17 protein-coding genes are annotated in these 12719 nt (G+C 58.8%); 8 read left to right on the plus strand and 9 right to left on the minus strand.

The features are described 5' to 3' along the window. Positions 1–9 precede the first annotated feature (9 nt). Both trpA and trpB read right to left on the minus strand, forming a co-directional pair. Positions 10–819: a tryptophan synthase subunit alpha gene (trpA, locus tag UB23_RS09390; protein ID WP_045059076.1), complete on the minus strand. Its 810-nt coding sequence runs from the start codon at positions 817–819 to the stop codon at positions 10–12. Next, the gene (gene trpB, locus UB23_RS09395; protein ID WP_045059077.1) at positions 819–2054 is read right to left on the minus strand and encodes a tryptophan synthase subunit beta; all 1236 of its coding nucleotides are present in this window, start codon (positions 2052–2054) and stop codon (positions 819–821) included. Before trpB ends, trpA begins: the two co-directional genes overlap by 1 nt. A 112-nt stretch (positions 2055–2166) precedes the next feature. Here trpB and UB23_RS09400 point away from each other — a divergent pair, with 112 nt between their 5' ends. Then, positions 2167–3060 (plus strand): LysR family transcriptional regulator, encoded by an 894-nt coding sequence (locus UB23_RS09400; protein WP_045059078.1) that lies wholly within the window; start codon positions 2167–2169, stop codon positions 3058–3060. On the opposite strand, the gene UB23_RS09405 is transcribed toward UB23_RS09400, so the two are convergent. Then, positions 3057–3383, minus strand: coding sequence for a DUF883 family protein (locus UB23_RS09405; protein ID WP_045059079.1), 327 nt, complete (start codon positions 3381–3383; stop codon positions 3057–3059). The two genes, UB23_RS09400 and UB23_RS09405, sit on opposite strands and share 4 nt — an antisense overlap. A 157-nt stretch (positions 3384–3540) precedes the next feature. Here UB23_RS09405 and UB23_RS09410 point away from each other — a divergent pair, with 157 nt between their 5' ends. Together UB23_RS09410 and UB23_RS09415 are read left to right on the plus strand one after the other, a co-directional pair. Then, entirely contained in the window at positions 3541–3756 is a 216-nt protein-coding gene (locus tag UB23_RS09410; RefSeq protein ID WP_045059080.1) for a dodecin, read from the plus strand. A 122-nt stretch (positions 3757–3878) separates the two neighbouring features. Next, positions 3879–4100, plus strand: a complete 222-nt coding sequence (locus UB23_RS09415) for a DUF1161 domain-containing protein (RefSeq protein WP_045059081.1) — start codon at positions 3879–3881, stop codon at positions 4098–4100. A gap of 65 nt (positions 4101–4165) precedes the next feature. Here the strand turns inward: UB23_RS09415 and UB23_RS09420 are convergent, their stop codons facing one another. Beyond that, complete coding sequence (locus UB23_RS09420; RefSeq protein ID WP_045059082.1) at positions 4166–5167, minus strand: LLM class flavin-dependent oxidoreductase; 1002 nt, start codon at positions 5165–5167, stop codon at positions 4166–4168. A gap of 244 nt (positions 5168–5411) precedes the next feature. On the opposite strand from UB23_RS09420, the gene UB23_RS09425 reads away from it, so the two are divergent. Next, positions 5412–5843 carry an OsmC family protein gene (locus UB23_RS09425; RefSeq protein ID WP_045059083.1) on the plus strand — a complete coding sequence of 144 codons (432 nt, stop codon included), beginning with the start codon at positions 5412–5414 and terminating at the stop codon, positions 5841–5843. A gap of 174 nt (positions 5844–6017) precedes the next feature. Then, positions 6018–6257 carry a DUF1161 domain-containing protein gene (locus tag UB23_RS09430; protein WP_045059084.1) on the plus strand — a complete coding sequence of 80 codons (240 nt, stop codon included), beginning with the start codon at positions 6018–6020 and terminating at the stop codon, positions 6255–6257. 5 nt (positions 6258–6262) lie between these two features. Here UB23_RS09430 and UB23_RS09435 read toward each other — a convergent pair whose 3' ends face one another. Together UB23_RS09435 and UB23_RS09440 are read right to left on the minus strand one after the other, a co-directional pair. Beyond that, positions 6263–6682 (minus strand): PA0061/PA0062 family lipoprotein, encoded by a 420-nt coding sequence (locus UB23_RS09435; RefSeq protein WP_045059085.1) that lies wholly within the window; start codon positions 6680–6682, stop codon positions 6263–6265. A gap of 40 nt (positions 6683–6722) precedes the next feature. After that, complete coding sequence (locus tag UB23_RS09440; protein WP_045059086.1) at positions 6723–7145, minus strand: PA0061/PA0062 family lipoprotein; 423 nt, start codon at positions 7143–7145, stop codon at positions 6723–6725. A 60-nt stretch (positions 7146–7205) separates the two neighbouring features. Between UB23_RS09440 and UB23_RS09445 the strand changes: the two genes are divergently transcribed. Then, a complete protein-coding gene (locus tag UB23_RS09445) occupies positions 7206–8282 on the plus strand; it encodes an aminopeptidase (protein WP_045059087.1) in 1077 nt (358 codons plus the stop codon). Between the two features lie 63 nt (positions 8283–8345). Here the strand turns inward: UB23_RS09445 and UB23_RS09450 are convergent, their stop codons facing one another. Beyond that, entirely contained in the window at positions 8346–8996 is a 651-nt protein-coding gene (locus tag UB23_RS09450; RefSeq protein ID WP_045059088.1) for an HAD family hydrolase, read from the minus strand. Between the two features lie 27 nt (positions 8997–9023). Then, complete coding sequence (locus UB23_RS09455; protein ID WP_045059089.1) at positions 9024–9569, minus strand: gamma carbonic anhydrase family protein; 546 nt, start codon at positions 9567–9569, stop codon at positions 9024–9026. Positions 9570–9631: 62 nt separating this feature from the next. Here UB23_RS09455 and prlC point away from each other — a divergent pair, with 62 nt between their 5' ends. Together prlC and UB23_RS09465 are read left to right on the plus strand one after the other, a co-directional pair. Next, a complete protein-coding gene (prlC, locus tag UB23_RS09460; RefSeq protein WP_177328540.1) occupies positions 9632–11710 on the plus strand; it encodes an oligopeptidase A in 2079 nt (692 codons plus the stop codon). After that, positions 11707–11994 carry a YheV family putative zinc ribbon protein gene (locus UB23_RS09465; protein ID WP_045059090.1) on the plus strand — a complete coding sequence of 96 codons (288 nt, stop codon included), beginning with the start codon at positions 11707–11709 and terminating at the stop codon, positions 11992–11994. The genes prlC and UB23_RS09465 overlap by 4 nt, the downstream gene beginning before the upstream one ends. Before the next feature lie 60 nt (positions 11995–12054). Here the strand turns inward: UB23_RS09465 and UB23_RS09470 are convergent, their stop codons facing one another. Beyond that, positions 12055–12702: a phosphatase domain-containing protein gene (locus UB23_RS09470; protein WP_045059091.1), complete on the minus strand. Its 648-nt coding sequence runs from the start codon at positions 12700–12702 to the stop codon at positions 12055–12057. Positions 12703–12719: the final 17 nt, after the last annotated feature.

Consider the following 12719-nt stretch of genomic DNA (forward strand, 5'->3'; position numbering starts at 1 on the left):
TGACAGGCGTCAGACTCGAGCCTTGCGCACGCCTTCGGACAAGGCTGCGCAAAGGCTCAGTACGCCGTCGATCGCCTGGTCAGGTGTGGAGGCATTGGCAATGTGATCGATCAGTGCCGAACCCACCACTACACCGTCCGCAAGACGCGCGATCGCCGCCGCCTGCTCTGGCGTGCGGATGCCGAAACCAATGCTGATCGGCAGGTCGGTATGGCGTCGCAGGCGAGCAACAGCCTCTTCCACGTGTTCCAGGGTCGCCGCGCCCGCACCGGTCACACCGGCTACCGACACGTAGTACACGAAACCGGAGCTGCCGTTCAGCACCGTTGGCAGGCGCACATCATCAGTAGTCGGCGTGGTCAGGCGGATGAAATCCAGGCCGGCAGCCTGTGCCGGATCGCACAACTCACCGTTATGCTCAGGCGGCAGGTCAACCACGATCAGGCCATCCACGCCGGCAGCCTTGGCGTCTTCAATGAACTGCGGCACGCCATACATGTGGATCGGGTTGAAGTAGCCCATCAACACTAGCGGGGTCTCAGCATTGCCTTCACGGAACTCGCGAACCATCTGCAGGGTTTTCGCCAGGTTCTGTTTAGCGCCCAAGGCACGAATGTTGGCCAGCTGGATCGCCGGGCCATCGGCCATCGGGTCGGTAAACGGCATGCCCAGTTCGATAACGTCGGCACCCGCGCCAGGCAGCCCCTTGAGGATCGCCAGCGAAGTGTCATAGCTTGGGTCGCCGGCGGTGACGAAGGTCACCAGGGCAGCGCGATTCTGTTCCTTGAGTTCGGCAAAACGCGTTTGCAGGCGGCTCATCAGTGTTTCTCCTGCTTGGATTGCATGTGTTGGGACTGCTCCATGTGGTGCATCACAGTCTGCATGTCTTTGTCGCCACGGCCGGACAGGTTGATCACCATCAAATGATCTTTTGGCAACTTCGGCGCACGCTTGAAGACTTCAGCCAGGGCGTGGGCGCTTTCCAGTGCAGGAATGATCCCTTCCAGGCGGCAGCACTTATGAAATGCGCCCAGGGCTTCGTCGTCAGTCACGGAGGTGTACTGCACGCGGCCGATGTCATGCAACCAGGCGTGTTCCGGACCGATACCGGGATAATCCAGGCCAGCGGAAATCGAGTGAGCGTCGATGATCTGGCCGTCATCGTCCTGCAGCAGGAAGGTGCGGTTGCCGTGCAACACACCTGGAACCCCACCGTTGAGGCTTGCCGCGTGCTTGCCGGTTTCGATCCCGTGACCGGCCGCTTCAACGCCGATGATTTCCACGCTCTGGTCATCGAGGAACGGGTGGAACAGGCCCATCGCGTTGGAACCACCGCCGATGCACGCCACCAGGCTGTCTGGCAGGCGGCCTTCCTGGGCTTGCAGCTGGTCCCGGGTTTCCTTGCCGATGACGGCCTGGAAATCACGCACCATGGCAGGGTAAGGGTGCGGGCCAGCCACCGTGCCGATCAGGTAGAAAGTGCTATCGACGTTGGTCACCCAATCGCGCAGCGCCTCGTTCATCGCGTCTTTCAAAGTGCCGGTACCGGCAACGACTGGAATGACTTCGGCACCCAGCAGCTTCATGCGGAACACGTTGGCCTGCTGACGCTCGATGTCAGTAGTGCCCATGTAGATCACGCAGTCCAGACCGAAACGCGCCGCGACCGTGGCAGTCGCCACGCCGTGCATGCCGGCACCGGTCTCGGCAATAATGCGTTTCTTGCCCATGCGCCGCGCCAGCAGGATCTGGCCAATGCAGTTGTTGATCTTATGCGCGCCAGTGTGGTTCAGCTCTTCGCGCTTGAGATAGATTTTCGCACCGCCACAGAACTCAGTGAGACGCTCGGCGTAGTAGAGCGGGCTCGGACGACCGACGTAGTCGCGCTGGAAGTACGCCAGCTCCTCCTTGAAGGCCGGATCTTCCTTGGCCAGTTCATATTCACGGGCCAGCTCGAGGATCAACGGCATCAAGGTTTCAGCAACGTAACGGCCGCCGAAGCCGCCGAACAGGCCGCTGGCATCGGGGCCACTGCGCAGATTGGTCTGGGTCATGAGTTGCTCCAGTTGAATTCGTGTGATGACAATGACGCTCACTTTACCCCTGACGCCCTGCACTGAAAACCGATAAGATCGCTACAACCTGTCAGGAAAACTCACATATCCCATGAGCCATGACCTCCCGCCGTTAAATGCCCTTCGCGCCTTCGAGGCCACTGCGCGCCTGAACAGCGTGAGCCAGGCTGCCGAGCAGTTGCACGTCACCCACGGGGCAGTTAGCCGGCAATTGAAGGTACTCGAGGAGCATCTGGGCGTCAGCCTGTTCATCAAGGACGGTCGTGGCTTGAAACTCACAGATGCAGGCGTTCGACTGCGCGATGCCAGCAGTGAAGCGTTCGAGCGCTTGCGGACAGTTTGCGCAGAGTTGACTCAAAGCACCGCCGACGCGCCTTTCGTGCTGGGCTGTTCGGGGAGCCTGTTGGCGCGCTGGTTCATTCCGCGCCTGGGTCGACTGAATGCAGACCTGCCGGACCTGCGCCTGCACCTTTCAGCGGGCGAAGGTGACCTCGATCCACGGCGCCCCGGGCTGGATGCCTTGTTGGTATTCGCCGAGCCACCCTGGCCAACGGACATGCAGGTGTATGCCCTGGCCAGTGAACGGATCGGCCCGGTGATGAGCCCGCGCTTCACCGGTTATGCACATTTGCAGAATGCGCCGGCCAGCGCACTGCTCGGTGAGCCGTTATTGCACACCACCTCCCGCCCGCAAGCATGGCCAAGCTGGGCACAGCAAAGCGACCTCAACGCCAAGGCGCTGACGTACGGACAGGGTTTTGAGCATTTGTATTATTTGCTGGAGGCGGCAGTAGCAGGGCTGGGCGTGGCAATTGCACCCGAACCGCTGGTGATCGAAGACTTGAAGGCGGGTCGCCTGGTTGCGCCATGGGGTTTCACTGAAACGACGGCGCAACTGGCGTTGTGGTTACCCAAGCGCGCCGCAGACGGGCGCGCCAGGCAGTTGGCGCAGTGGCTTAAAAACGAGCTGCGCCAAGCGGATTAGTCACCACGTTTGCACAGCAGATAAGCGGCCAGCAAACCCAGTGCACCGACAGCGACACCGGCTGTGGTCCAAGGGTGTTCCTGAGCGTAGTCACGAGTGGCAATCCCGGTTTCACGGGTTTTGACTTTGACTTCTTCGTAGGCATCGCTAAGCAGGTGGCGCGAGTGCTTCAGCGCGCTCTCAGCGTTGGCTTTCAAGACTTTCAGGGTTTTGCGCGACTCGTCCGAGGCGTCGTCCTTCAGGCTTTCCAAAGACTTCAGAAGACTCTCGATCTCGGCTTCCATGCTTTGCAATGAGGCTTTACGTAAAGAGGTGTTGGCCATGGTGGCTCTCCTGCATTGATGATGAGTGGCGTGTGTTGGTTGGGACTACAGCCGTTTGAGAAAGTGCAGTAAATCTGAACTTCTGTATCGAGTTGACCGACAGAAGTAATACGAAAATTCACTGCTAGTCTGTATTTCATACCCCAAGGAGAACGCCATGACTGATCACCATACGTACAAAAAAGTCGAACTGGTCGGCTCATCTGCCACCAGCATCGAAGACGCGATCAACAACGCACTGGCCGAAGCAAGCAAGACCATCAAGCACCTGGAATGGTTTGAAGTGACCGAGACCCGTGGGCATATCGAGAATGGTCGGGCCGCGCATTTTCAGGTAACACTCAAGGTCGGCTTCCGGATTGCCAGCAGCTGAGTTTGAGCTAGTCTTCTGAACTTGCGCGCTGGCCGAATGCCATAGGGAATGGCAAAAGCGCTACATGAGTGCACCCCTGTGAAACCGGGGTGCCCCTATTATCCGACCAGAGAATGCATCCGATGAAGAAGTTTATTTTGGCGGTAGGTCTGCTGAGCCTCGCCGGTACAGCATTCGCAGCTGGCAAACCTTGCGAAGAGCTCAAAGCCGAAATCGCCGCGAAGCTCGATGCCAAGGGCGTTTCTGGTTACTCGCTGGAAATTGTCGATAAAGGCGCTGCGGCTGGCGGCCAGGTTGTTGGCACCTGCGAAGGCGGCGCCAAGGAAATCGTCTACAAGAAATAAGCGGGTTGCGCCGCACTGAAAGCCGACGCAATGGCGTCGGCTTTTTTACGCCTGGCGTCTGAGTGTCAGCCTTTCATGACCTGCGCCAACAGCTCGTAGGAATGCACGCGATCGGCATGTTCATACAGGTCGCAGGTGAAGATCAGCTCATCCGCCTGGGTTTGCTCGATCAGCACCTCCAGTTTGGCGCGAATTTTCTGCGGGCTGCCAACCATCGCCAGGCCGAGGAAATCAGCCACTGCCTCCTTCTCATGGGGCAACCACAGACCGTCCATGGTTTTAACCGGTGGACGCTGCACAAGGCTCTGGCCCCGCATCAGCGCGAGGATTCGCTGGTAGACCGACGTCGCCAGGTAAACGGCTTGCTCGTCGGTATCGGCAGCCACCAATGGCACGCCCAGCATCACGTAAGGCTTGTCCAACACCGCAGAAGGCTTGAAATGATTGCGATAGACGCGAATCGCCTCATGCATGAAGCGCGGTGCGAAATGGGAAGCGAAGGCGTAGGGCAAACCGCGTTCACCGGCCAGTTGCGCACTGAACAGGCTTGAACCCAGCAGCCACACCGGAACATTTGTGCCCGTGCCAGGCATGGCGATGATCCGTTGATCCGGCGTGCGGGGGCCCAGGTAGCGCATCAGCTCCGCCACGTCAGACGGGAAATCGTCGGCGCTGCCGGAACGTTCCCGCCGCAGGGCACGGGCGGTCATTTGATCGGAGCCAGGCGCACGCCCCAGACCGAGGTCGATACGGCCGGGGTAAAGACTTTCCAGAGTGCCGAACTGTTCGGCAATCACCAGAGGCGCGTGGTTGGGCAGCATCACGCCGCCGGAACCGACACGAATGGTCGAGGTACCACCTGCCAGGTAACCCAGCAAAACCGAGGTGGCCGAACTGGCGATGCCGTCCATGTTGTGGTGTTCGGCCACCCAAAAGCGGTTGTAGCCGAGCTTTTCGACATGCTGTGCCAGGTCGAGGGAATTGCGCAGGGACTGGGCCGCACTGCCATTTTCCCTTACAGGTACAAGGTCCAGGGTCGAAAACTTTACGTCGGTCAATCGTTTCATAAACCTGCTTCTCCAATCGGGGGGAGCAGGTTTTTTCTTGCGAACGAAAACCTGCCGAATCCATAAGCGTGATTCATGCAATGAGGGCATATACCCGAGATTCAATAGCCAAGGCAAAAAAACCTACGAAAATGGTAGGACTTTTCAGATCGGGTGAACTTTGCACCTGCGTCTATCCTCAGAACCCTAGCAACCGAAAACCACGAAGGCGCGACGATTCGCGCCCGATCTTGAGGAGGCAGACATGGCTATCACAAAGAAAGCATCGGCTCATTGGGAAGGTGACCTGAAAACCGGTATTGGCTCGGTTTCCACGGAAACCGGCGTACTGCGCGAAGCTCCGTATGGCTTCAAGGCCCGGTTCGAAGGCGGTAAAGGTACCAATCCGGAGGAATTAATCGGTGCGGCACACGCAGGTTGTTTCTCCATGGCCTTTTCGATGATCCTCGGCGATGCCGGGCTCAAGGCTGACAGCATCGATACCAACGCCGAAGTGACCCTGGACCAGGTTGATGGGGGGTTTGCGATCACGGCGGTGAAATTGATCCTGAAGGCGAAGATCCCGGGCGCCACCCAGGAGCAGTTCGAAGAATTGAGCAATAAGGCCAAAGAAGGCTGCCCAGTGTCCAAAGTGCTGAATGCCAAGATTACTCTGGATGCGACCCTGGTGAGCTAAATTGGCCCAGGCGTGACAATGATCGCAGCCCGCAGTCGCTTTTACCCAGGTAGAAGAGGCCATGGGCTGCGATTTTTTTGTCCTGAAACAAAACCAGCCAGGTCAAACTGTGGTCGAATAAATGACAGCAGCTCTAGCGCACGACCGTGCGCGCTGCCAGAAAAGGAGCTTCACATGAAACGTTTTGCCTTGGCGATCATCTGCGGTGCACTGGCGACTTCGGCCATGGCGGCGCCCAAGGATTGCGAAGAACTCAGGAAAGAGATCGAAATCAAGATCCAGGCCAATGCAGTGCCTTCCTACACCCTTGAAATCGTGTCCCGGGAAGAAGCCGAGAAGCATGACGTGGCCATGGTTGTGGGTACCTGCGAAAACGGCACCAAAGCCATCGTGTACCAAAAGAACGATAACTGATCCGACTACATCAGGCAGTTGACCTCCCGGTCCTCGGCCACGATCTCGCGCTTGGCGTTGTACAACCTGGCGCTGGGGGTGAACGCCAGATTCCGGGCCTCCAGCAGATAACGCTGGCCAGCCTCGAAATGGTCGTAGTTGATGGTCAGGTAACACAGGCGCTCTACCGGCCCGGTCATCAGGCTCCCGCCGCCGCCAAATACCTCGAAGTCGAAACGTACCAGCAGTTCATGACTGCCGGGGGCGACCTGGAAGAAGCGGCCATCGCGCAACCGCTGCTTATCCAGGCGCTCGGCCATCAGCAACTTGCCACCAGGACTCGGCGTCGCGAAGTCTACCCACGCCATCTGCGGATTGATGGCTGACATCGGGCTTTGGCAACCGGCGACGACACTGGCGGCGAGCAATAGCAGCAACCTGCGCATTATAGATGTCCTTGGGCGTGGACATTCAGCATAGCGCCGATCAAGTGCGCTGGCAGCCTGCCGGTGCACCTTGGCCTACGACTTTGCGCTGTTGATCGTAGAGCTTGGCCCATGGCCTGAAACCGATGTTGCCCGCTTGCAGCTGATAGCGTTCGCCGGCGTTGAAATCCTTGAATTTCACATGCAGTTGGCAATCGCGCCACAACGGCTCGGCGTCAGGACCGATGTTGGCAGGGTCGACCGGAAACTGATAACGCACGGTCAATTCGTGGCTGCCGGGCTCAACCTCGAAGTAACGCTTGTCTATGGAAGCTTTGGCATCGACCTGCAATGCTTGCAGCGCGGTGTCTTCCTGCTGCGAGTCGAGGTCGACCCAAGCCTGGGATGGATCGTGATGAGGCAATCCGAATCCAGCACAGCCTGTCAGCATCAACAGGCCGCCCGTCAGCATCAATTTGCGCATAGCGGAGCTCCAGTGCGGCGGGATAGTCTTGCGGGCAGACTTTCCAGGAATAATTTTATTTTGATCAGGCCTTTTCCAAGCCATGGGTTACTTGATCGCGTTTTACGCATTTTGTTTCCGGGTGTGCTGCTTTTGTTGCTCAATGGCTGCGCCAGCGTCAGCTATTACAGCCAATTGGCCAGCGGACAGTTGCAGCTGTTGCGCGCTCGGGAGCCAGTGTCCGAGGTGATCGCCGATCCCCGGCGCGATCAGCAGCTGCGCGCGCATCTGACCCAGTCGCAAAAGGCCCGCTCGTTTGCCAGCGATCATCTGCGCCTGCCGGACAACCAGAGTTACCGCCTGTATGCCGACATCGGTCGCCCGTTTGTGGTCTGGAACGTCTTTGCCACACCGGAGTTTTCCCTGGCAGCGCAAAATCACTGCTTTCCGATTGCCGGCTGCGTGGCCTATCGCGGTTACTACAGCCAGGGTGCAGCCCGCGGCGAGGCTGCCTTGCAGCGACTGCAAGGTATGGACGTTTCGATTGGCGGCGTCGAGGCCTATTCGACGCTCGGCTGGTTCAACGATCCGATCATCAGCTCCATGATGAATTGGGGCGACGAGCGGCTGGCCACGTTGATCTTCCACGAGCTCGCCCATCAACGTCTTTATGTCAAAGACGACACGGAATTCAACGAGTCATTGGCGACATTCGTGGAGCAGGAAGGCACCAGGCAATGGCGCGCCTTGCGTCGCCTGCCGCCGGATAACGGCGCACAAGCCCGGCAACGTGATCAATTCATCGAACTGGTACTGGCGACCCGCTCGCGACTCGAACAGCTCTACACCCTGCCTCTCACACCTGAACAGATGCGCCAGCGCAAGGCGGCGGAATTTGAACGGTTACGCGCTGAATACCGCAAGATCCGCGACAGCCAGTGGGCAGGAGACAAACGCTATGACGCCTGGATAAATGCCCCGCTGAACAACGCCCGGTTGCTGCCATTCGGCTTGTATGACCAATGGGTGCCGGCGTTCGAGGCGCTGTTCCGGCAGGCGCATGGGGACTGGCCTGCTTTTTATGCGGCCGCAGAGAAACTCGGAGCACTGCCAGTGGCAGACCGCAAGGCGGCGCTGAAGGTGTTGGCAGGACCATGAGAATTTGCAGCTGCGCTGCAAGTACGCCATCGCGGGCAAGCCTTTACAGCGATGGCGTACTGTTTAACCCCGCAAAAACGCCTGATGCAGCTCATCCAGCGTTTCAAAATGATAAGCAGGGGTTTGTGCACTCAGCTCCTCACGGCTGCCGAAACCATACCCCACCGCAGCCGCATCCAGACCGTTGCTGCGCGCGCCGATGAGGTCGTGCTTGCGGTCGCCGATCATCAGGGTGGTGGTCGGGTCCAGACCTTCTTCGGCCATCAGGTGAGCAAGCAGCTCGACCTTATTGGTGCGGGTACCGTCCAGTTCACTGCCGTAGATCACCTTGAAATGTTTGGCGAAATCAAAATGCCGGGCAATCTCACGGGCGAAAATCCATGGTTTGGAGGTCGCGATATACAGCTGGCGGCCCTGCCCGCCGAGGGTTTCCAGCAGAGGTGTAACCCCGTCGAAGACCCTGTTTTCATACAATCCGGTGACCTTGAAGCGCTCACGGTAAAAATTCACCGCCTCCCAGGCCTTGGGCTCGTCGAAGTCGTAAAACTGCATGAAGGCCTGCAGCAATGGCGGACCAATAAAGTGTTCAAGCCGGGAAAGGTCGGGCTCATCGATCCCAAGTTTGGCCAAGGCGAACTGAATCGAGCGGGTGATGCCCTCGCGAGGGTCGGTCAGCGTGCCATCAAGGTCGAACAAAACGTTCTGGTAATGCATGTGCAATCCTGAGTTGAGTGTGCCGGGTCAGAGCTGGTCGTAGCCTTCAGCCAGATGCAGGTCCTTGAGTTTCACGTAGTTCGCCGCGCTGTAGGTGAAAAAAGCGCGCTCCTTGTCAGTCAGCTCACGAACCTGCTTCACCGGGCTGCCGACATACAGAAAACCGCTTTCCAGGCGTTTTCCCGGAGGCACCAGGCTGCCTGCGCCGATGATCACATCATCGGCGACCACCGCGCCGTCCATGACAATACTGCCCATGCCAATCAATACCCGGCTGCCCACACTGCACCCGTGAAGCATGACCTTGTGGGCGATGGTCACGTCGTCGCCGATCAGCAACGGGAAGCCATCAGGATTAAACGGGCCGGCATGGGTGATGTGCAGCACGCAGCCATCCTGGACACTGGTACGCGCACCAATGCGGATGCGGTGCATGTCGCCACGAATCACCGTGAGCGGCCAGACGGAACTGTCTTCGCCGATTTCGACGTCACCGATAACCACCGCCGAACTGTCGACAAAAGCGCCCTTGCCCAGCGATGGCGTGTGGTTCTGATACTTGCGAAGCGTCACGATAGGCTCTCTCTCTGTTGCTGATAGCTGCGGTCGGCGTCGATTGTAATTAAGATGGGGCAATGTTTCTTCCAGCCAAGGTGCCAACCGTGAGCGTGAACAACCCTCTTTTGCAGTCCTACGACCTGCCGCCGTTCTCCGCGATCCGTGCCGAGCACGTGCAACCGGCCATTGAACAGATCCTGGCGGATAACCGCGCCGCCATTATCGAGATCCTCAAGACCCAGGGCAAACAACCGACCTGGGTCGGCCTGGTGTTGGCGATGGACGAACTGAACGATCGCCTGGGCGCCGCCTGGAGCCCTGTCAGCCACCTGAATGCGGTGTGCAACAGCGCTGAATTGCGCGAAGCCTACGAATCCTGCCTGCCAGCCTTGAGCGCCTACTCCACCGAGATGGGCCAGAATCGCGAGTTGTTCCAGGCCTTCGAAGCCCTGGCCAACAGCCCGGAAGCTGAAGGATTTGACGTTGCGCAGAAAACTATCCTGGAACACTCGCTGCGCGACTTCCGTCTGTCGGGCATCGACCTGCCGGAAGCCGAGCAGAAGCGTTACGCTGATGTACAGAGCAAGCTGTCGGAGCTGGGCAGCCGCTTCTCCAACCAGTTGCTCGACGCCACCCAGGCGTGGACCAAGCACGTCACCGATGAGGCCAAACTGGCCGGCCTGACGGATTCCGCCAAGGCGCAGATGGCCGCCGCCGCGCAGGCCAAGGGGCTGGATGGCTGGTTGATCAGCCTGGAGTTCCCGAGCTACTACGCAGTGATGACCTACGCCCACGACCGCGCCCTGCGTGAAGAAGTCTACGCCGCCTACTGCACCCGTGCTTCGGACCAGGGCCCAAATGCTGGCCAGAATGATAACGGCCCGGTCATGGAAGAAATCCTCGACCTGCGCCAGGAGCTCGCCAAACTGCTGGGCTTCGCCAGCTTTTCAGAACTGAGCCTGGCCACCAAAATGGCCGAGTCCAGCGACCAGGTAATCAGCTTCCTGCGCGACCTGGCCAAGCGCAGCAAGCCTTTCGCTGCCCAGGACCTCGAACAGCTCAAGGCCTACGCCGCCGAACAAGGCTGCCCGGACCTGCAAAGCTGGGACAGCGGTTTCTATGGGGAAAAACTGCGCGAACAACGTTACAGCGTTGCCCAGGAAACACTTCGCGCCTATTTCCCGATCGACAAAGTACTCAGCGGGTTGTTCGCAATCGTGCAGCGCCTATACGGTATCGAGATCGCCGAGCAGAAAGGTTTCGACACCTGGCACCCGGATGTACGCCTGTTCGAAATCAAGGAAAATGGTCAGCACGTGGGCCGGTTCTTCTTCGACCTGTATGCCCGCGCCAACAAGCGCGGCGGAGCCTGGATGGACGGTGCCCGTGATCGTCGTCGCACCGCTGACGGTTTGCTACAGAATCCCGTGGCCAACCTGGTGTGCAACTTCACGCCAGCCGACAGTGGCAAACCAGCCCTGTTGACCCACGATGAAGTGACCACGCTGTTCCACGAATTCGGCCACGGTCTGCACCACCTGCTGACCCGCGTCGAACACGCCGGCGTATCCGGCATCAACGGTGTGGCCTGGGATGCGGTCGAACTGCCAAGCCAGTTCATGGAGAACTGGTGCTGGGAGCCCCAAGGGCTGGCATTAATCTCGGGTCACTACGAGACCGGCGAACCGCTGCCTCAGGACCTGCTGGAAAAAATGCTGGCCGCGAAAAACTTCCAGTCCGGGCTGATGATGGTCCGTCAACTGGAGTTCTCGCTGTTCGATTTCGAGCTGCACGCCACCCACGGTGATGGCCGCAGCGTACTGCAAGTACTCGAAGGGGTGCGTGACGAAGTCTCGGTGATGCGTCCACCGGCCTACAACCGCTTCCCCAACAGCTTCGCGCACATCTTCGCCGGCGGATACGCGGCGGGTTACTACAGCTACAAGTGGGCTGAAGTGTTGTCCGCCGACGCTTTCTCCAAATTTGAAGAAGACGGCGTACTCAATGAACAAACCGGTCGCGCCTTCCGCGAGGCGATCCTGGCACGCGGCGGTTCCCAGGAGCCTATGGTGCTGTTCGTCGACTTCCGTGGCCGTGAGCCATCGATTGACGCACTCTTGCGCCACAGCGGCCTGAGTGAGGACGCAGCAGCATGAGCGAGGGGCCTGTGATTACCAAGAGACGCTTCATCGCCGGCGCAGTTTGCCCGGCTTGTAGCGAGCCGGACAAGCTGATGATGTGGAGCGAAAACGACGTTCCCCATCGAGAATGTGTGGCCTGCGGTTATGCCGACACCCTCAATGAACAAGGCTTGTCAGTGCCCAGGGAATTGGGCACTCGGGTCAACACTTCAGCACTGAAAGTCGCGGACGCGAAAGTTCAGGCGGTGCAGTTTTTCCCGAATCCAAAATTGAAAAAGAAGCCTGACGAGCAACAGTGAGTTACCGCCACCCTTTACCCGTGAATGGGAATGGGGTGGCACTGCTCCCCCAGCGCGCGTTTATTCTACATTTGCCGACTTGAGCCAACTCTTCATCGAGCAAGCAGCGAAAGGGCTGGTGCTGCAATCACCATTGGCCAATGCCGTACGCAGTTTGCCAGTATCGGCCTGCAGGATGTAACGCACACCATCGCGGTAATGGGAATTGTCTCCGAAGCCGCCTTGGGTCATTTCATCCAGGGCCTCCTCCTTGCTCCACCCCTGGATGACGACTCGATACATCGCCGCCATCAAACCGGTGCGATCGGAGCCATGCTTGCAGTGCATCAGCACAGGCCCCTTGCTTTCTGCATCGCGGATAGTTCGAAGCACCTTAAGTACATCCGCATCATCGACGTGATTAGTTCGATACGGCAGTTGTACCTGGGTGACTCCAGGTGACGACAACCAGCCCAAATCTGGCTCGGGCAGGAAGTTAATGACCGTGGCTACCTTGAGCCGTCCCAGTAGAGGCACTGCCTCTCGATCTGGCAACGCGCTTCGGTATAGCGTCGGGGTCATCTGAAACAGGTTGTACCGAATTTCCACCGGTTGCGCCCATTCTTCCGGACGCGTCGACCCCGTGTCTTCGGCATGAGCGTACGAGCAACCGAAAATTGCGGCCAGCAAGCATAAGAGTGCAGCAGGTGAAAAACCGGGTGGGAACATGCTCGAACGACCATGGG

This window comes from Pseudomonas sp. ES3-33 (assembly GCF_000952175.1).
GTDB lineage: Bacteria > Pseudomonadota > Gammaproteobacteria > Pseudomonadales > Pseudomonadaceae > Aquipseudomonas > Aquipseudomonas gregormendelii.